This is a genomic window from Lysinibacillus sp. FSL L8-0126 (assembly GCF_038630385.1).
GTDB classification, from domain to species: Bacteria; Bacillota; Bacilli; order Bacillales_A; family Planococcaceae; genus Lysinibacillus; species Lysinibacillus fusiformis_D.
Genome location: NZ_CP152028.1, coordinates 4,039,088 through 4,057,215, shown reverse-complemented (window position 1 = coordinate 4,057,215; position 18,128 = coordinate 4,039,088). Strand labels below are relative to the sequence as shown.

The following is an 18,128-nucleotide window of genomic DNA, read 5'->3' as shown; positions in this document are numbered from 1 at the left end:
CGCTTTCTGTATATTGAATGTAGACATAAGTTTTTGTATAAAAATATCGTTTAACTCTCAAAATAAAAGAAAATTTGATTGATCGTGGGGTACTCTAATGGAGAATATGATGATGGAACTGAGCTCTAAGTTTGCAGATCATGATGATTTTTTCGTGGAGGAGGAGCTAATAGATCAAACAACCATCTATCTTATGGGATTTAAAACATTGATTGATTTTGCCAAGTCCAATCTATACATTCGGCAAATGGCTGCTTCATCTGCCTCAGTAGGGGAGCTTTTTACAAACCTTAGTGATCAACTTGATATGGATATTGAACAAATTGTCAATGCTGTTTTGGAGGGGAAATTGATCGTCTTATCTCAAGGAGGACGCCAAAATGCGATAGTTGATCCTATTTCCATCAATTTAACAAGAAGTATTGAAGAACCGAAAAATGAAAGCCCTATTCAAGCTTCTATGGATGCATTTGTTGAAGATATTCATGTAAATGTTGGACTTATTCGAAAAAGGCTGAAAACGGCAAGGCTCTCTCATTGTACCTTTCAAGTGGGCGAGCTAGAAAAACGTAATTTGTCCATGTTATATATCAATGGAAGAGCATCAAGTGATCTTATTGAAAAAGTCAATCAGCAGTTAAAAGAAATTGACACGGATATTGAATCCATTGATGATTTGAACAAGTATTTTGGTGTTCGGAGAGGGAGTCCTGTTAGTCATTTTTTCCCGACAGAAGTGCCGATACAAGCCATTCATGCATTAAAAAAGAATAGAATTGTCCTTTTCTTAGACAATTACCCTTTCGCTCTAGTTTTTCCACATCTATTGCCAGATATGTTTAGTATTGTGAATGATCGAAACTTCCCGTATGTGCTATCAGTTATGCTTCGCGTTCTTCGGGTCGTAGGCGCTATACTGACACTCATTCTGCCAGCATTGTATGTCGCGTTAGTATCTGTCAATCCTGAGATATTCAAATTTGATCTTGCATTATTTGTGGCAAAAAGCAGAGAAGGGATTCCTGTTCCTGCTTTGCTTGAAACGATCATCATGGTCGTATTAATTGATTTAATATTAGAAGCGATTGTAAGACTGCCGAAAAGTATTGGACCGACCATTTCAATGGTAGGAGGCGTTATATTAGGCCAAGCAATGGTTGAAGCGAAATTAGTCAGTACCTTATTAGTAATTGTCATTACAGCCATTGTTATTTCAAGCTCGGTCGTAGCAGGTATTCAAAATTCGTTATACATTCGTTTATTAAAATATCCTATTTTAATTTTAGCATCTATTTTCGGCATTCTTGGTATATTTACTGGTTTAGCACTTACTGGCATTTATTTGGCGAGTTTAACTTCATTTCATATTCCATATACGACATTTCGCTTGAAAAGAGAAGGAGATACTAAGTGACCCATAGGTTTCAAATTGGTATAGTTTTTTTTATTATCCATTTAAGCTTTGGTTTTCTGCTTTACCCTGATCTCATCTATTCGTTGACAGATGCGGGGCATTGGTTAGTCATTTTGTGTCAGGGTGTATTGCAATTAATGTTAATTTCACTCTACATTAAAGGTTTGAATTTTTTTCCTAATCAAGATATTATTGATATTTATTTAAAAATGGGACGGTTGGTTGCATTCATCATCCTGCTACCATTTGTCCTGAATTTAACGGTACTTGTTGCGCTTAATATCCGTACCTATACAGAGGTAATTAATTCTTTATTTTTATTACGAACACCGCATTGGCCAATAGCTTTATTGCTTTATTTTATATCGGCTTATACGGCAACAAAAGGCTTAGGGACAATATTGCGATCTTCCGTATTTATTTTTTTTATGATTACTCCTTTCATACTGTTTATCATTGTCTCTTCCATAGTAAATTTTGATTTTCATAATGGATTCCCAATACGAAATTCATCGTTTGAGTTCTTACTAGATATCCATTTTTACTATCTCATTGGATTTTCAGCATTTTTATTTTTAGGATTTATGGTTTCTAAAAAACCATTGGTATTTCGAGATATTTTTATAGCCTGGTTTTCTGTCATCATGGTTTACTTAGCCTTTGTTTATATACCACTTTTTATTTTTGGACAAGAAACAGTTGTTACCATGTCCTTACCCTTTGTAGTAGCGGTGGACTCAGTTGATATTCGTTGGCTAGCTTTTAACCGCCAAACGATGTTCTTTGGTATTTCTTCAATTGGCTTTATGTTAATTTTTAATGCTGTGATGCTTTGGATGATTAGTCAAATTATGCAGAAATTATTCAGCAGGCTTCACGTAAAATCAGCATGGTGGATTATGATCTTTTCACTTATTGGATATACTGCAGGATTATTTATTCCGAATCAAGTTTGGACAAATACATTGATTTTGTTGAATAGAGGGGCTCAAGTTTATTTTATGCTTATGATCCCTGTAACGGTATATATCTATGGCATTGTGATAAAGAGAAAGGTGACGAACGATGAAAGAAAATCATCCTTGTAGCATGCTCATTATATGTATGTTTTTGCTATTACCTTTTCTTGGCGGATGCTGGGATGTGAAAGATATCGATAAAAGATTATTACCTTTGGTTATAGGTATTGCTAAGGAGAATGAGGACTATCATGTGACGCTGCAAATCCCCATTACACAAAAGGAAAATGAAGTATCAAGAATTGTAACAGGCAAAGCAGATACGGTTTTAAAGGTGCTAGGGGAAGTTCGTACAAACTCTGAAGAAGCAGTGGATTACTCCCATATAGAATTAATTGTCATTCAAAGCAACTTGGCGGCCGATCAAGCGGAATTAAGGGAGCTCATAAAATTTTTAATGGATTCGGAAGAAATCCCTTCGAGAGCATTGTTAACCATAACTGATGATAAAATCGACAAAGTCCTTTCCAACATTAACGATAAATTAGGGGTGAATGCGACTTCCATTTACAATTACTTTAACAAAGGGGCAGGGTGGGCACCTGAGATAACAAGCATTCATATTTGGGAAGTATACCGAAGTCTATTTTCTTATACAAAAGATATTACAGTTCCAGTTGTTCGTGCTGGAAATGATACAGTGTTAGTCTATGAAGGCTCTATGGTGTTGAAAAATGGTGAATTAATGGCAAGAATTAATTCAGATGAAAGCCAGCTAAGTAAGCTATTTCAAAACGCGAATGCAAAGGGGAAAATCGAAAGCCTTGATTTAGCGAGTATTATGGTGGTCAACAGTTCCCTTAAAAATAAAGCCTCTTTGAAGAACAATAAACCCGTCGTGGCAAGTCATTTAAAATTAAAAATCGATATTTTAGAGAGAAAAAAAGATGTGTCAAATGACCAAATTATGAAAGAGCTAACAAAGCTTATGGAAAAACGGTTTTATGATATGTTTGAACAAGCCCAAGCAAATGGGGTGGAGATTTTCGGATTTGGACAACTCTTTCGTGATCAGCTCTCCTATCAAGAACTAAGGAACTGGAGAGAAGGCTTTTATCCTTACTTGAAGGTGGATTTTCAGGTGAATGTGAGTGTAGACTCATAGCTATCTTGTGGCATAAGGAAGGGCAGAAATGTTGCTTGCACAACACTTCTGCCCTTAATCAATCGCTATTTTTTCGTAATGCGCTCAAAAAATTCGACGGTTTTATTCATATCTGTAATATGTTCATTGCACGTCTTACTATCCGCACAAATGTAATTGCTATGGGAGGTAAATGTGCCAATGACCTGTCCTTTGATCGAGGTAGTAAACAAGCCAACATCTGCATGGCGATTACAGATGGCGCAAATGCCACGTACAGTGCTGTTGGCAAATGTGCCTTTAATACCTGCTAGCTGTCCATTTTGATCAAGGACGACGTATTTTCGATGTGTGCCAGGGTCATCCCATGTAAGATAACAAATTTGCTGAAAATCGAGTGCTTCTAGATTTGGCAGCTTTAGCTTTTTCTCCTTTTTAAATAAGGTTTTAAGCGTACTGGCTGTCACTGGCTTGAACGGGATGACATATGGCTTTAATTGTTCTAAAAAGGCATCCCCTTGCGCCCGATCTGTTATAGCAAAAAGTTGTTCAATCAGCTTTGTTTCCGTTGCTGATAACTCTAATTTTGTCGTTACCTCTGTATCCACAAGGCCCCGAACTGCTAGGATGACGTTTTTATCGTTCGTTGTCGTAAGCGCATGTAAAATTTTATTTAATTGCTGTTCTAGTAAATGATAATTAGCGACCGTTAAAAACGGCTGAATTGTTTGTTGTTCCATTTGAAATCTCTCCTGTTTAGTAGGCTATTTTATAAACTTTTGGCCTAAAGAGATCATTCAATTTTAGGTTATTTGTATAACTTAATCTAGACCTCTTTGACCTAAAGAAGACGTTCTAGAGCAAGCATTACAAGTGAATGCGTTCATGTCGATTCCTCCTTGAAAGAAAACTACGATTATTATAACATCTTTTGACATTTTGATAAATGCTAAAGCTCTACTTATTTTCTGAATTGTTTGATAGGTAGAAAATTGGTATAATGGTCTAAATTGGTTGACAGAGGGGGACTTTTTATGAAACAGATGACTGCATGGAAAACAACGCTTACTTGGAGAATTTATCAATTGTAGGAGGCATTATGATACTCAATAAACAAGGCTTTGATTTATGGGCGGACGGGTATGATCAAACCGTGCAACTAAGTGAAGAAAATAATCAATATCCATTTGCAGGCTATAAAGTGATTTTAAATAAAATTTTTAATGAAGTAATGGAGGTTCCTGCTTCCACAGTTTTAGATATTGGCTTTGGGACAGGTGTATTAACAGCGAAGCTTTATGAACATGGGCACGCCATCAATGGCCTCGATTTCTCATCCAATATGATCGCCATTGCGAAGGAAAAAATGCCACAGGCCAACTTAATCGAGTGGGACTTAATGAAAGGCTTGCCACCAGCGCTATTACAGCAATCATACGATGCCATTGTTAGTACGTATGCGCTTCATCATTTTACAGATGAGCAGAAGATTACGTATATCACACAATTACTACGGCAGCTAACGCCAACTGGTAAAATATTAATTGGCGATGTTGCCTTTGAAACAAGAGCGCAGCTGGAACAATGCCGTCAAGACAGCAAAGGTTACTGGGATGATGATGAATTTTATTTTGTCCATGAGGAGCTAAAAGCCTCGTTACAGGATATTTGTCAGCTTATATTTTATCCGCTATCGCATTGTGGTGGGGTTTTTGTGATAAAAGCTATTACGAGATAAAATGACAGTTCTTCTCCACATAAAAGGAGCTATCGAATGGATAGCTCCTTTTATCTGTTAAGCAAACATCGACAAAATATATTTGCCAGATAGCATAGACAGCGGGGGCGCTCATGACAGAAAATGCTTGGTTTAAACCAGCTTGTTAAGAGAAAGGCTAGCATAGTAAATAACAGCATACCCACCGCTCCAAAAACGGTGTTTTGTAAGACGATATGAAAGGTATCTTCCTTCCTATTTTTCATTTGCATGCCCATATTAATAAGCATGAGAATGGGCAAGGCTGTAATGATGCCTGACAAAATCAAAACTTAGATTGGCTTAGTAGTAGCGCTAACACCATAATGGTGCCACCTACTAAAGAATAGAAAAAGTATAACATAGGATGCTTTCAATTAAATTCAGAAGAAAGTAATGATACTGTGGAAAATGCTTGTGTACAATTACCTCTTCATCCTATTTAGCAAAATATGCAGAAAGATAGGTGGGGACAAAAAATAGAGAGACTATTTCTGAGAAGGCGTGTCTCACTCAATCTATTCAAAAGAAATATCTGAAAATATAAACTTTAATAAGCTATCTTTTAATATATCGCTTTATACGATATAATCGCATAAAGCGATATATCAAAGGAGTTAGCATGATGATTAAAGAGATAAATGACTATTTTACAACGATATTCTATCATCTACATACAACACATGAGGATGTTATTTCCCATCAAAGCGTACGTATTTTACAGATGATTCAAAAGGAAGAGGAAGTCACGGTGCGTGATATTGCAGGATTATTAAATATTTCTCATAATACAGCATCAGAGCATGTGAAAAAGCTAGAGCGTCATGGCTGGGTGACGAAAGAACGAGGGCGTGACGACCAGCGTAAAGTGATACTTCATTTAACAGCACAAGGTCTACAAATGCTGAAGAAAAACTCGGAGTTAGATGATGCTAAGCTACAGCAAGCCCTTCATCAGCTAACTGAACAAGAACAGCAAACCATCCTCCAGGCATTTCGACGTCTAAGTGAGGTGGCAAAATAATGTATACATTTTTTAAAATCCTGAGCTCAGCAGCCATCATTGGTATTGTGACAGAGGTGGCACGAAGGTTTCCTACCTATGGCGGAATTATTGCCGCATTACCATTGGTCAGTATTTTAAGTATTATTTGGCTAACGGTGCAAAGTGAGCCAAGTGAGCATATTCAGCGCTTTACAGTGGGTGTCATCGTTGGTTTACCAGCAACGATGTGTATGCTTTTTGTTATTTATATGGCGATGAAATCCTCGATGCATATTGTACTCGCGATTGGTCTCGGTGTGCTGTCATGGGCTGTGTTCCTAAGCATACAAAAGGCCATTGCAGGTGTTTTTCATATTTCAATGTAAAAGGGGGAATTTTATATGACAATTATGGCTATTCATCAAGTGCCAAAACAAGAGGTAAACCAATTTTTTCAGGAGCATTGGGGTTCGACCGAGATGGTCATTTCCAGTGGTATTTATAACTGTAGTGAATTAGACGGCTTTGTTTTTGTAAATGAGCAACAAGCAATGATTGGTTTGATCACCTACATTATACGAGAAAGGGACTGTGAAATCATTTCATTAGATAGTACAGTCGAGGGCAAAGGCATTGGGACAGCTCTTGTGAAAGCCGTCGAACAGACAGCGGTGGAACAAAACTGTGCAAGCATCTCTTTAATTACCACAAATGATAATTTGCATGCCTTAAAGTTCTATCAAAAACGAGGGTATTGTTTAATAGAAATACTGCGTAATGCAGTTGAAAAAGCGAGGGTCTATAAGCCTTCTATCCCATTACTCGGCGATGACGGCATTCCGATACGAGATGAAATACGTTTACAAAAACAACTTGACTTCCAATAAGTCAGGTTGTTTTTTGTTATACTGTGGATGAGGAAAGAGAGGGAAAGCATGAAAAAAATACTATTTATTTTAGTACTGAGTGTGCTTGTGGTCGGAGCTGTTTTTATGATTTATCTCAAAAGTAATCCACCGCTCGCCATCGAAAGCTATACAAGTAAGCAGGGGAATGAGGCAGTCAAAATCATTGCACTTGAAAATAAGGGCTTGCGTGATATCAAGCTAACACAGCTACTTGTCAATGACCAGCTTCCTGAGAGTACAGAGCTTGTCATTAGTAAGTCAGAACCATTTGAGGCGGAAACTAAGCTAGAGGGAAATGAGCATCTATCCTTTCATAAGTTATCACAGCGTACGATTTTACCTCGGCAATACATAGATCCACAAGCCATTGGCAAGGAGCCTCAGCATTATGCGGTTCAAGTCCAAGCTCCTGATATCAGGAAAATAACGATTCAATATGAATATTTAAAAATACCCTTTACGCTAACTGCTGAGCTACAAGCAAACAAATAACCAATTGCAGAGCAAATTTTGTCTTATCCTTTATGCCTGTGTCAATTTCTAAGATTGTTTGATGAAAAGCACCTATTCCTCCTAAATCATGGTAATCTTATAGTAACAGCAATTGTGATACTAGGAGGGACCTAATGGCATTTATCATTTGTGGTATAGTACTATTTATCTGTGTTATCACTGTGGTTTTAGTGTTTAGGAAAAAGTTTTCAAAAAATGATATTATGCTTGACGTGACAGCCACCTGTGAAGGGAGAAATGAAGACAAACAAGCAATTATGAAAATATATTTTACGTATTCCATTGGTCGTCTTGTCACAAGGAAACGAGATATCATAGGTAGTATTGAGTGGTCTGAAGGGTGGATGCCTGTCAGCTATAACTTAAAAGAGCATGGTGTTTATCGTGAGGAAAAACTTCTCTATGCAACGAACGAGCAGTCTTATTCTACCTTTGAAATCAATGCGACGAATGCTATTGATGAACAAGGTCGAGGAGAGGGCTATGTTGTCCTTGTACTGGAAAAGCCGAATCCTTCTCATATGTCCAGAGCAGGTGTTGTACTAGCTGTCACTGCCAATATGGTTACCTATCAATTAGCAGACTCGACCAGCTGGCACAATGATGTGGTAGTCCATTAGCTATCCAATTTATTGGATAGCTTTTTTGGTGCTTAAAAGTAAATTTAGGCCGTTTATGGAACCAAATGGTGGGAATATCGTATAGAAAGAGGAAGGACTTGTAGGGTGAAGGAGGATATGGATGTCCAAATGTTCAAGCAATAGCTATGACTTAAAGCTAGTCGCAATCGATGAGCAAATATGTGCACTTTTACAGCAACGTAAAGAGGTATGCAGTCATACCCCAGGTTTTCCCTCAGATGAAATCATTTCGGAATGGGCACAGCAATATGGTTTCGATCACACTTTTTTAGCTATGTTCTTTCACTTAATGAGAAGAGAAAAATACTATAATCCAAAAGTAGAACCAACAGGCTTCCGTCACTATATCCCTGTGTTACAAACGGTAGAAAAGGGAGGGCGATTGTATACGCTTTCTTCTATTCGTCAATATGAAAATGCCAGTATTGTGCAGTTATTAGTTGATTGGGATGAGCAGCAAGAACCAGAGCAAACGATTCAACTCATTGATGAGTCCTATGAATGCCAAATTAGAGGTACAAGAGGCTCGAATGGACATGAAAGCAGTACATTTATAGTGACGCCACCCTTGCCAGAAGATATCCAAGGATTTGATTTTGTTTTTACACAATACGAAGATGTTTTTGAGGAAAAACCTACAGGATGGGCTGTCACCATACATGGTTAGGAGGAATGTTCAATGAAAAAATGGCTTTTTCCATTGGTCATCGTAGTCATTCTAGTAGCGGCCTGTCAAAGCCCTGAGCAAGAGGTGCACTATATTGCCAAAAGTGAGCATTGGAAAGCAATCTATCACAGTAATGGTGATGAGGGCTTACGCTTATTTTATCTAGGGAATCATGATGATCTAGGACCTTTAGAAATCACGATTGAGGGGACAAAAGAATCCCAAAGTTTAAGCGATGTTCAGTTAAATAAAGATGGCTATTATTCCTTCACAAAGAAAGAAAGTGAGAAAATTTTTAAACGAGAGACAAAGCCAATGGTTCATGTGCAATGGCAATCTGATAGCGAGACTTTAGAAGTGAAAAATCATTAGGAGATAATAAAAATATGCGAATTGAACAACGCGAGGATGTAGTCATCATAAATGGATTGGAGATTGGTGGATCTATTCAAAAAATGCACCACATGTCAAACTCAGATTATTTATGATGACACGTTCGATAGTTATTTTTGTGCAAGCTGTAATGAGTGGCTTGAGGAGGCATGTGAAGATCCGCATTGCACCTACTGCGTCCAACGACCAAACTCCCCATTGTCAGACAATCGCTAAATTTTTTTTATTTTCATGTTTGACAAAAAATCCACGATTCGTTATAGTAATTAACAATTTCATACAAAAATGAAATAAGCAATGATAAGGACAAGAGATTCGATTAACCATTTTCAGAGAGGGAAGCACTGGCTGCAAGCTTCCTAATGTTGTGATCCCATCTTACTACCTTGGAGCTGTGCTTGGAAACTTGCACCGTCTTTTGCTACGTTATAGCAAAGTCAATGAGCCACTAGCACATAAACTAGTGGGAATTTGGGTGGAACCACGGGTAATCAACACATACTCGTCCCTTCTTAGGGGCGGTTATGTGTTTTTTTATTTTGATTCAGCAAATATTTTTTGTATCGAAAGCATAGCGGCAGATATAGAAGACCCTTTCCGAAGGGGAACGGAATCAAGATAAAAAGCCTCTGGCGGATGTCCTAGATTTTGAAGAGTAGCTTTTCGAGCTTGCTTGAAAAAAATCAGGACACAATTACCCTGAGGCGTAAATGATTTTATAACAAAAAAGGAGTAGAGAACATGTCAAATCAAGATATTCACATTCAATTTCCAGATGGTCAACAGCAAACTTTTACAAAAGGCGTGACACTAACCGATATTGCGCAAGCTATTCGTCCTGAGCTTCGCAAAAAGGCAGTAGCAGGAAGTGTTAATGGAACCATCGTTGATTTGACGCACCCGATTACAGCAGATGCTCAAATTTCATTGTACGATGCAAGCTCGAAGGAAGGGATCGAGGTTATTCGCCATTCAACAGCTCATCTATTAGCTCAGGCGATTAAACGACTTTACCCCCATGCCCAATTTGGGGTAGGACCAGTGATTGAAAATGGTTTTTATTATGATATAGAGATTGCAGATACGCTAACACCGAGTGATTTGCAGCAAATTGAGAAAAAGATGAAACAAATTGTGCAGGAAAATGTCCCGATTCACAGGCGCGAAGTGTCACGACAAGAAGCCAAACAATTATTTGTGCATGATGCGTTAAAGCTAGAACTGTTGGAGGCAATACCTGCGAATGAGACAGTAACGATTTATGAGCAAGGAGAGTTTTACGATTTATGTCGCGGCCCTCATATTCCATCCACAGGTAAGTTGCAGCACTTTAAATTAATGCAAGTGTCAGGTGCGTATTGGCGTGGCGATAGCAACAATCAAATGTTCCAGCGTATTTATGGAGTAGCTTTTGCCACAAAAGAAGAATTGCACAATCATTTTGTATTTTTGGAGGAAGCGGAAAAACGGAATCATCGCAAGCTAGGCAAAGAACTATCGTTATTTATGTTTTCAGAGGAAGCACCTGGCATGCCTTTTTATTTAGCAAACGGTCAAATTTTACGCAATGAGCTGGAATCGTATTTGCGCAATCTACAAGCGAAGTATGACTATAGAGAAGTACGGACTCCACTGATGATGAACCAACGTCTATGGGAGCAGTCGGGACATTGGGACCACTATAAGGATAATATGTATTTTACACAGGTCGATGATCAGAGCTTTGCCTTAAAGCCTATGAACTGCCCTGGTCATATGCTGATTTTTAAAAATTCCTTACACTCTTATAGAGATTTACCCATTCGTATGGCGGAATTTGGGCAAGTGCACCGACATGAATTTAGTGGAGCCTTGAATGGTCTATTACGTGTACGTTCATTTTGTCAGGATGATGCCCATATTTTCGTAACACCACAGCAAATTGAAGATGAAATTGCCTTGGCATTAAACATTATTGATGAAGTGTACAACGTCTTTGGCTTCGAGTATACGATTGAATTATCGACACGACCAGATGATTATATGGGTGATTTGGCTTTGTGGGATCAAGCGGAGGGGGCACTGGAAAATGTCCTCAAGAATTTAGGTATTGCCTATACGATTAATGAGGGCGATGGGGCATTCTATGGACCGAAGATTGACATCCATATTAAGGATGCCATTCAGCGCAGTCATCAGTGTGCAACGGTTCAGCTCGATTTCCAGCTACCGGAGAAATTTGATTTAACGTATATTAATGAAAATAATGAAAAAGTAAGACCTGTTGTTATTCATCGGGCAGTGTTTGGCTCGATTGACCGCTTCTTAGGTATTTTAATTGAACATTTCAGTGGGGCATTTCCGACTTGGCTTGCACCACAGCAAGTACTAGTGATGGGTGTAGCAGACGCCCATCAAGCTTATGCTAAGCAAGTAGTAGAAGCTTTACAACAGGAACAAATTCGTGTGCAATTAGATGATCGTCAAGAAAAGCTCGGTAAAAAGATACGCGAAGCCCAATTGCAAAAAATACCGTATATTATTGTTATTGGTGATCGAGAGGTTGCCAATCAAAGTGTAGCTGTACGTAGACATGGTCAGCAAGATTCCACTGACAAAACACTACAGCAGTTACGAGATGAAATAAAGACAGCCATCCAACAAAAAAGTTTATCTTAATAGTCAGCTATAGAAAAGAAAGCTTGCTTTGAATGAAGAACATTCGAAGCAAGCTTTTCAATTATTAAAATTATTTATTTCTATTTTTTGAAATGACTACTAGAATCTACATGATGTGCATACAATGAATTAAAGGTGCTTGGTACTTTCTTGAAAATGCGAATGTCCCAGTAAAATTTCCTGGGTTTCAGCGTCGATGACAAGAAATTTGCGATAGGTCTCATCGGTATTGTGCTGAAAGGATGCTAAAAAATAAACTTGTCGATTGGGATGAATAAAAGTATGTTGAGAGAGGTCTATTGTTTCCTGTTTACCATCTGTTTGTAAATAAAAGCTCTGTGTCGCATTTGCTACATCTTTAAAAGCCATCTTTTGACGAATATTCAATGAAGCATTGGTATATTCCTCATAAATTGCACGATTAAGCTGCTGATAAAATTCGTCCTCATCACGAAACGATTGAAATTGGTTGTTTGGATATTGATATAGTGTGTTTATTTCAGTTGGTGTGCAAAGTGTGGGTGTTGTATGGTCTACTGAATGTTGAGGTGGCAATATTATTTTGGAAACAACCATAAAAGTTAAGAAAAATACGTGCATCGTTCAACCTCCAAATGTTTTCTTATCAAAAACATCGCCTAGTTTTTCTTACTCTATACATAAAAACGCTGGCTAGAGGGAATGCATGTATCATCCTGGATAAAACCAGCCAAAGAAAGTTGGTCTGGCTTTATCACTATCTATTCTTTCTTCTATATATATGCCTCGTTATGATTAGGAAGCTTGTGCTTGTTTTAAATATCTATTAAGTAGGACATCCAATTCTTGACTGTAATCTACTACGGTAGGGTGGGTGAAACCAAGATCCTTTGCTTTTTTATACATAATTCTACGTTTGATCTCAATTTCCGCCTTCAAGAATTGTTTAAGTAATAAGTTTACCAAGATATTTTCCTCCTAATTTTTTTATCCATATTCTTGAAATACATTTTTTATGACCTCGATTCAACTTTCTCATTGTATATCACTTATATTAAAAAAAATGTCATATTGTGTATCATTTCTCAAATTCGTAATTTAGTCATAGATAAGAACCTTCATCCTATTTGATTTTAAAGAAAAAATTTATCTATAATAGATAAAATATACTAATAATTCCTCCCTTTATTGAATTGAATATGAGACTTAAAACCCTATCGGCGGAAAATGGTGGGGTTTTTAGCTTGCTGTAATTTAGAAAGTATTAAGAGAAAAAATGAGAAACTTTAAACCTTTTATACTATGCAAAAAGTTGCTGTTAGAGATCGAATTTTCCGATAATTCAGCGTGTTATTCATATCTTGTCACATTTTAGCAAATTCCCTTTGATGTTGTTTAGAAATGTGGACATTTCATTTTGTATGGTGAAATGTTGAGAATTTTTGAAATTAATGGAATAATAAATGAGAGGCTTGAGGTGATGAGGAGTATGGTGAAAAACACGTTTATATCGTATTTTTTCAAGTTTACTAGCCGTATGTAAAAGAGAGGAGCCTTCACAGGAACCGATCATTGTGTATGACATGCAGACGATATAGCTGTGTAGCGGATTTATCCTTGGACAATAGGGAGCGCTATGATGCGTTTCTAAATGATGGGAGAGTAAACCTTTTCACCAGAGGAAATATTGCTAATAATGTTCGAGTTTGTGGAAGAACCTCGTGTTGGTAACTTCCCGTCTACTGCGTTTTTGCACTCATCGGCACAATGCCTTCTTCATGAATACTTACATAGTAGCAGGTAGCGTTTAGAGAATGGTAAATGTTTATGCTAAAATATGTCATAGATTACGAGAGAGAGGGATTACCATGCGTACCACTTATTTTAAAAACTTATTACAGCACTTACCTGAAGAAGAACAACAACAATTGCAACAGGCAAATGGTGCAACTGATGCACATATTGAATCATTGCTAGAGATATTTCCGCTTTGCCCGCAATCATTGCTGGAGCTATTACGGGATGTCAATGGTACTTATTATTGTCGGCATGGTCAAGAAACAATCTGTGCCCTTGTGCTAGGCTCTGATTTAGGGGATTATCCGTATTATTTAAAGTCAGTGGAGCAAATCGTGGCAGACTATCATGACAAGCGTGAAACGATTTATGAACGTTATCAAGATTTTTTAGATTATGTCGAAGTGAATGACAAGATTAATATGCATGTGCCGATAAATGAACGTTTATGCTTTGCTGATTGCATGAATAATGGTGGAACCTCTAGCCTGTATATTGATTTTTCGCCAAAGGAAGGTGGACAAGTTGGGCAAGTGGTCCGTTATGTGCATGACCCTGATAGTTTTGAGGTAATTGCCGCTTCCTTTGATGATTATTTACAGCAACTTGTAGAGGGAGGTTATGAATTCACTGCTATTTACGAGGAGGAATTCGAATGACCATGCTACTCATGTTCCATGAGGACAAAGCACAAACTTTAGTAGAACAATACACCCTAACAGAAGAACAGCTACGTTATACAAATTCCCCAAAAGATAGCATTGAACTTGCGAAGCAGGATAATAGTCGACATGCCATTTTAGCGCTGGTCAGTAACAAGCTAGTCACTTTTTTTGTCTTACATGAAAAAGAAGGAGTGAAGCCTTATTCCTCCAATGAACAGGCGTTGTTAATTCGCTCCTTTTCTACGGATTATTATGAGCAGGGCAAAGGCTATGCTAAGAGGGCACTCCAATTATTACCTGATTTTGTTCGCAAGCATTTTCCACATATCAATGAGCTAGTACTAGGTGTAAATGTGCCAAATATAGCAGCTCAGAAACTTTATAAGAGGTGCGGTTTTGTGGATGAAGGCAGACAGGCAAAGGGGATTCGAGAGGAGCTAAAAGTAATGAGCTATTATATGAAGGAGACTCAAAATTGAGCCATATAAAAGAGGCAAGAATGGAGCATTTACAAGCACTTTGCACAATCGATCAAAAAGTGATTGGAGATGCATCCAGAACGGAAGAAATTCAGCAAGCAATCGAAGAGAAACGCTGTCTGCTATATCAATCCACCGATAATATTGCGGGGTTTCTGCTATTTACCAATGACTTTTTTGGCTATAGCTTTATTTCCTTAGTCATTGTTAAGCCGTCAGAGCGCAGAAAAGGCGTCGCGTCTGCCTTAATGAAGGCTTATATGCAAATGGCTAAAACGTCAAAAGTTTTCTCCTCTACAAATCAGTCCAATAAGCGGATGCAACAACTTTTTCACAATTTAGGCTTTGTCAAAAGTGGTGTTATCGACAACTTGGATGAGGGAGACCCAGAAATTATTTATATGAAACAAGCCTCACCACAAGCATAGGGTGAGGCTTTTGTTTATTTTTTGACTTTAATAAATAAAAAGGATGGTCTGCGTAGCTCCTTTTCAATAGAAGGAAGCTGTTGAATGGCCTCTTTGCTTGGGATAGGTTCAACGATTTTGTCAATGGATAACCCGTGCGTAATTAAGGTATTCATCATCGTTGCTATCGTGCGATGATATTTGACAACGCCATCCACCAACCATGTTTGCTGACGTAAGCCCTCTTCATGGTAATGATCCACTGCGTAATGCAAACGGTTATGGCTTTCGTCATAAATCCAATTATCTACCAATGTGTGACGAGCCGTAGCAATAGGATGCTCCACAGAGAAAATAAATACCCCATTTGGCCGAAGCATTTGCGCAATTTGACTAATTACCTTATCGAAATCTTGGACATAATGAAGAGAAAGAGAGCTGGTTATACAATCAAAGCTATTTGAAGGCGCTTCATAATCCTCTATGGCTTGCAGCTGATAGTCAATGTGTGGATGAGCATGCTTCTGTTTGGCAATAGCTAACATATTGCTCGAAACGTCTAAGGCGGTCACATGCTTAGCGTGATGGTCCAGACAATATTGTGCGAATTCACCCATACCACAGCCAATATCAAGTATTTGTAAATTCGTTAATGGTGGTAGTAAGGACTTCATAGTGGGTTGTTCCAAAAGACCATTATAGTTATACGTTTTTTCTCGTAAAGCCTTGTATTGGTTGAAAAAAATAGGATTATCATAGATATTTTGTTTCATTAATAAACTCCATTTTGTGAAACATAACGTTATGTCAAGTGTGCGCATTATAATTGTCTCATGTGGCAATAAAAAGATATAGACTTTTATTACAATTCTTTGTAAGATGTAGATAGAGGCATATCATTTTTTGATAACAGTTAATTCCCATCTATTTACAAATTAGATGGTTTATTTTTTTAGAGAGCACTAATGAAAATTAATTGATGTCCAGTCTAACTAAGTCGAGCAGTTTCTCCAAGCTTCCTACATCATTTTTTTCTTCACTATCACTATTCTTTGCAGCAACTGAGTCACTACTTCTGTTTATAGTATCCACCAATGTCCATTTGCGAATGGGAGTGAAGTCCAGCATATGACAGGCTGATTTCATACCTTCTATGGATAGATTTGTTTTCCTTTAATGTCATAAAAATGTAACAATTCAAAAAAAGAATTGATTTAAAGGGAAAAGATGACACTTCTTGCAATCTATAACGTTCTTAATAGTTGGAAGCAAATTCCGAAATAGAGACGTTGGAGGGATTCGATTGAATCAAGAAAGCTTATTATCCATTAGTAGCAATGCTTTATTTATTGCCTTTATTCTCTTGCTTATAGCAATTGTGCCATTAGGGCTTGCTGTCAAATCAAAGAGGAAAATGTTCGGCAGGCTAGGTCTGCTTCTCACTTCTGTAGCCTTTGCCTTACAGCTTGTGTACTTTGTTGTGAGGTGGGTGGCGGTGGACCACGCACCCGTGAGTAATATGTATGAATTTATGACATTCTTTGGCATTATGCTCACAGGAAGTTATTTGATTATCCATTTTTTATATAAGCAGCTCGTCGTCGGCTTATTTACCATTCCTGTGTCATTAATCATCCTTGGTTATGGAAGCGTTTTCGCAAAGGAGGTATCACCGCTTGTGCCATCCCTACAAAGTCACTGGTTAACGATTCATGTGATGACGGTAGCTTTTTCCAGTGCCATTTTATCGGTCTCCTTTGCCACAGGTTTGATTTATTTACTAAGAACGTTGGATGTTTCTAAAAAATCCATCAGTACATATAGTTTAGAATTTGTCTTGTATTGTTTAGTTGTCGTAATTGGCTTTATTGGTGTATCAACTGTTTTCAGCGTTGCCGCAGAAGAGGTGCAAGTTCAATTTGACAATTCACAAGGACAGCAAGAAAAAGCCACCTACTCCATGATGCCCTTGATTGTTAACAAGGGTGCGGTCACAAAAAATGGTGAAGGAATAGGCATAGTAGAAATAACGAATAAAATAGATGCCAAGAAATTAAATTCAATTGTCTGGGCATTTATCGTCGGCACGATTTTATATGGTGTGATTCGATTGATTACAAGAAAATCGATCAGTGCCGTATTAAAACCATGGACAAGCCGTGTACAGCCACAATTAATGGACGAAATATCCTATCGCGCTGTCGTCATCGGCTTCCCATTATTTGCATTAGGTGGTCTTTTATTCGCCATGATCTGGGCCCAAATTGCCTGGAGTCGCTATTGGGGCTGGGACCCTAAAGAGGTTTGGGCATTGATTACATTTTTATTCTACGCAGCCTTTCTTCATTTCCGCCTATCCAAAGGCTGGGAAGGGGAGAAAACGGCTTGGTTAGCCATTATCGGCTTCGGCATTATTGTGTTCAACCAAGTGTTTGTCAATTTAGTGATTGCCGGCTTACATTCTTATGCGTAGGCAGGGTGAGCTGAGCCTTTCATGTGATTTTATGGAGGGGTTTTGGGTGACATGATTCTCGTTGTGGGAATGAAATGATCCTAGTTATGAGGGAATCGCTCTAAAGAGTGTGTCAAGTACTCAAAGCCACTCCAAAGTGTATGAAAAGCGCTTAGAAAACCCGCTCCATGGAACAGTGCTTATTTTATAAACTGGTGGTTTCATGGTTGGGCATTGTCGTTTTGTTTAGGGCACTGCCGTAGATACGGTGCTGTTTGCTAGGCAGTTTCCAATTGCCCATCAGGGAGAAA

General features: G+C 38.0%; 20 protein-coding genes. 16 read left to right on the top strand and 4 right to left on the bottom strand.

Annotation, left to right across the window (positions count from 1 at the left end):
* Nucleotides 1-97 precede the first annotated feature (97 nt).
* The 3 genes from MHI34_RS19585 to MHI34_RS19575 are packed head-to-tail and all read left to right on the top strand — an operon-like array spanning nt 98 to nt 3,538.
* Complete coding sequence (locus MHI34_RS19585) at nt 98-1,414, top strand: spore germination protein (protein ID WP_342503835.1); 1,317 nt, start codon at nt 98-100, stop codon at nt 1,412-1,414.
* The gene (locus MHI34_RS19580; protein WP_058843117.1) at nt 1,411-2,502 is read left to right on the top strand and encodes a GerAB/ArcD/ProY family transporter; all 1,092 of its coding nucleotides are present in this window, start codon (nt 1,411-1,413) and stop codon (nt 2,500-2,502) included. Before MHI34_RS19585 ends, MHI34_RS19580 begins: the two co-directional genes overlap by 4 nt.
* Nucleotides 2,480-3,538 carry a Ger(x)C family spore germination protein gene (locus MHI34_RS19575; RefSeq protein ID WP_089932215.1) on the top strand — a complete coding sequence of 353 codons (1,059 nt, stop codon included), beginning with the start codon at nt 2,480-2,482 and terminating at the stop codon, nt 3,536-3,538. The genes MHI34_RS19580 and MHI34_RS19575 overlap by 23 nt, the downstream gene beginning before the upstream one ends.
* A 65-nt stretch (nt 3,539-3,603) precedes the next feature.
* On the opposite strand, the gene MHI34_RS19570 is transcribed toward MHI34_RS19575, so the two are convergent.
* The gene (locus MHI34_RS19570) at nt 3,604-4,257 is read right to left on the bottom strand and encodes a FusB/FusC family EF-G-binding protein (protein ID WP_342503834.1); all 654 of its coding nucleotides are present in this window, start codon (nt 4,255-4,257) and stop codon (nt 3,604-3,606) included.
* A gap of 359 nt (nt 4,258-4,616) precedes the next feature.
* Between MHI34_RS19570 and MHI34_RS19565 the strand changes: the two genes are divergently transcribed.
* The 9 genes from MHI34_RS19565 (at nt 4,617) to thrS (ending at nt 12,038) form a co-directional block, all read left to right on the top strand.
* Nucleotides 4,617-5,255 carry a class I SAM-dependent methyltransferase gene (locus tag MHI34_RS19565; protein WP_342503833.1) on the top strand — a complete coding sequence of 213 codons (639 nt, stop codon included), beginning with the start codon at nt 4,617-4,619 and terminating at the stop codon, nt 5,253-5,255.
* 643 nt (nt 5,256-5,898) lie between these two features.
* On the top strand, nt 5,899-6,297 hold the full coding sequence (locus MHI34_RS19560) for a MarR family transcriptional regulator (RefSeq protein ID WP_342504491.1): 399 nt from the start codon (nt 5,899-5,901) through the stop codon (nt 6,295-6,297).
* Complete coding sequence (locus MHI34_RS19555) at nt 6,297-6,644, top strand: DUF3147 family protein (protein ID WP_036122492.1); 348 nt, start codon at nt 6,297-6,299, stop codon at nt 6,642-6,644. Before MHI34_RS19560 ends, MHI34_RS19555 begins: the two co-directional genes overlap by 1 nt.
* A 15-nt stretch (nt 6,645-6,659) precedes the next feature.
* Nucleotides 6,660-7,145 (top strand): GNAT family N-acetyltransferase, encoded by a 486-nt coding sequence (locus MHI34_RS19550; RefSeq protein WP_058843178.1) that lies wholly within the window; start codon nt 6,660-6,662, stop codon nt 7,143-7,145.
* Between the two features lie 48 nt (nt 7,146-7,193).
* Nucleotides 7,194-7,658 (top strand): hypothetical protein, encoded by a 465-nt coding sequence (locus tag MHI34_RS19545; protein ID WP_342503832.1) that lies wholly within the window; start codon nt 7,194-7,196, stop codon nt 7,656-7,658.
* A gap of 134 nt (nt 7,659-7,792) precedes the next feature.
* Nucleotides 7,793-8,299 (top strand): hypothetical protein, encoded by a 507-nt coding sequence (locus tag MHI34_RS19540; protein ID WP_089932209.1) that lies wholly within the window; start codon nt 7,793-7,795, stop codon nt 8,297-8,299.
* 121 nt (nt 8,300-8,420) lie between these two features.
* On the top strand, nt 8,421-8,987 hold the full coding sequence (locus tag MHI34_RS19535) for a hypothetical protein (protein WP_342503831.1): 567 nt from the start codon (nt 8,421-8,423) through the stop codon (nt 8,985-8,987).
* A gap of 12 nt (nt 8,988-8,999) precedes the next feature.
* Entirely contained in the window at nt 9,000-9,359 is a 360-nt protein-coding gene (locus tag MHI34_RS19530; protein WP_058843181.1) for a hypothetical protein, read from the top strand.
* Nucleotides 9,360-10,121: 762 nt separating this feature from the next.
* Nucleotides 10,122-12,038, top strand: a complete 1,917-nt coding sequence (gene thrS / locus MHI34_RS19525) for a threonine--tRNA ligase (RefSeq protein ID WP_342503830.1) — start codon at nt 10,122-10,124, stop codon at nt 12,036-12,038.
* Nucleotides 12,039-12,167: 129 nt separating this feature from the next.
* Here the strand turns inward: thrS and MHI34_RS19520 are convergent, their stop codons facing one another.
* Together MHI34_RS19520 and MHI34_RS19515 are read right to left on the bottom strand one after the other, a co-directional pair.
* The gene (locus MHI34_RS19520; protein WP_058843184.1) at nt 12,168-12,638 is read right to left on the bottom strand and encodes a hypothetical protein; all 471 of its coding nucleotides are present in this window, start codon (nt 12,636-12,638) and stop codon (nt 12,168-12,170) included.
* A 174-nt stretch (nt 12,639-12,812) separates the two neighbouring features.
* Nucleotides 12,813-12,983 carry an aspartyl-phosphate phosphatase Spo0E family protein gene (locus tag MHI34_RS19515; protein WP_036122469.1) on the bottom strand — a complete coding sequence of 57 codons (171 nt, stop codon included), beginning with the start codon at nt 12,981-12,983 and terminating at the stop codon, nt 12,813-12,815.
* Between the two features lie 902 nt (nt 12,984-13,885).
* Between MHI34_RS19515 and MHI34_RS19510 the strand changes: the two genes are divergently transcribed.
* From MHI34_RS19510 to MHI34_RS19500, 3 genes are read left to right on the top strand one after another with little or no spacing between them, the layout of a single operon-like run.
* Complete coding sequence (locus tag MHI34_RS19510) at nt 13,886-14,473, top strand: SMI1/KNR4 family protein (RefSeq protein WP_058843185.1); 588 nt, start codon at nt 13,886-13,888, stop codon at nt 14,471-14,473.
* Nucleotides 14,470-14,958, top strand: coding sequence for a GNAT family N-acetyltransferase (locus tag MHI34_RS19505; RefSeq protein WP_051891650.1), 489 nt, complete (start codon nt 14,470-14,472; stop codon nt 14,956-14,958). Before MHI34_RS19510 ends, MHI34_RS19505 begins: the two co-directional genes overlap by 4 nt.
* Nucleotides 14,955-15,386, top strand: coding sequence for a GNAT family N-acetyltransferase (locus MHI34_RS19500; RefSeq protein ID WP_271913291.1), 432 nt, complete (start codon nt 14,955-14,957; stop codon nt 15,384-15,386). The genes MHI34_RS19505 and MHI34_RS19500 overlap by 4 nt, the downstream gene beginning before the upstream one ends.
* 14 nt (nt 15,387-15,400) lie before the next feature.
* Here MHI34_RS19500 and MHI34_RS19495 read toward each other — a convergent pair whose 3' ends face one another.
* A complete protein-coding gene (locus MHI34_RS19495) occupies nt 15,401-16,138 on the bottom strand; it encodes a class I SAM-dependent methyltransferase (protein ID WP_342503829.1) in 738 nt (245 codons plus the stop codon).
* A gap of 530 nt (nt 16,139-16,668) precedes the next feature.
* Here MHI34_RS19495 and ccsB point away from each other — a divergent pair.
* Nucleotides 16,669-17,838, top strand: coding sequence for a c-type cytochrome biogenesis protein CcsB (ccsB, locus tag MHI34_RS19490; protein WP_058843189.1), 1,170 nt, complete (start codon nt 16,669-16,671; stop codon nt 17,836-17,838).
* Nucleotides 17,839-18,128 lie beyond the last annotated feature (290 nt).

Excerpts from the sequence above, each read along its gene's own strand:
- thrS (WP_342503830.1), top strand. The coding sequence starts at position 10,122 with ATGTCAAATCAAGATATTCACATTCAATTTCCAGATGGTCAACAGCAA.
- MHI34_RS19520 (WP_058843184.1), bottom strand. The coding sequence starts at position 12,638 with ATGCACGTATTTTTCTTAACTTTTATGGTTGTTTCCAAAATAATATTG.
- MHI34_RS19505 (WP_051891650.1), top strand. The coding sequence starts at position 14,470 with ATGACCATGCTACTCATGTTCCATGAGGACAAAGCACAAACTTTAGTA.
- MHI34_RS19550 (WP_058843178.1), top strand. The coding sequence starts at position 6,660 with ATGACAATTATGGCTATTCATCAAGTGCCAAAACAAGAGGTAAACCAA.
- MHI34_RS19555 (WP_036122492.1), top strand. The coding sequence starts at position 6,297 with ATGTATACATTTTTTAAAATCCTGAGCTCAGCAGCCATCATTGGTATT.
- MHI34_RS19510 (WP_058843185.1), top strand. The coding sequence starts at position 13,886 with ATGCGTACCACTTATTTTAAAAACTTATTACAGCACTTACCTGAAGAA.
- MHI34_RS19570 (WP_342503834.1), bottom strand. The coding sequence starts at position 4,257 with ATGGAACAACAAACAATTCAGCCGTTTTTAACGGTCGCTAATTATCAT.
- MHI34_RS19565 (WP_342503833.1), top strand. The coding sequence starts at position 4,617 with ATGATACTCAATAAACAAGGCTTTGATTTATGGGCGGACGGGTATGAT.
- MHI34_RS19585 (WP_342503835.1), top strand. The coding sequence starts at position 98 with ATGGAGAATATGATGATGGAACTGAGCTCTAAGTTTGCAGATCATGAT.
- MHI34_RS19535 (WP_342503831.1), top strand. The coding sequence starts at position 8,421 with ATGTCCAAATGTTCAAGCAATAGCTATGACTTAAAGCTAGTCGCAATC.
- MHI34_RS19530 (WP_058843181.1), top strand. The coding sequence starts at position 9,000 with ATGAAAAAATGGCTTTTTCCATTGGTCATCGTAGTCATTCTAGTAGCG.
- MHI34_RS19575 (WP_089932215.1), top strand. The coding sequence starts at position 2,480 with ATGAAAGAAAATCATCCTTGTAGCATGCTCATTATATGTATGTTTTTG.
- MHI34_RS19495 (WP_342503829.1), bottom strand. The coding sequence starts at position 16,138 with ATGAAACAAAATATCTATGATAATCCTATTTTTTTCAACCAATACAAG.
- MHI34_RS19545 (WP_342503832.1), top strand. The coding sequence starts at position 7,194 with ATGAAAAAAATACTATTTATTTTAGTACTGAGTGTGCTTGTGGTCGGA.
- MHI34_RS19560 (WP_342504491.1), top strand. The coding sequence starts at position 5,899 with ATGATTAAAGAGATAAATGACTATTTTACAACGATATTCTATCATCTA.
- MHI34_RS19540 (WP_089932209.1), top strand. The coding sequence starts at position 7,793 with ATGGCATTTATCATTTGTGGTATAGTACTATTTATCTGTGTTATCACT.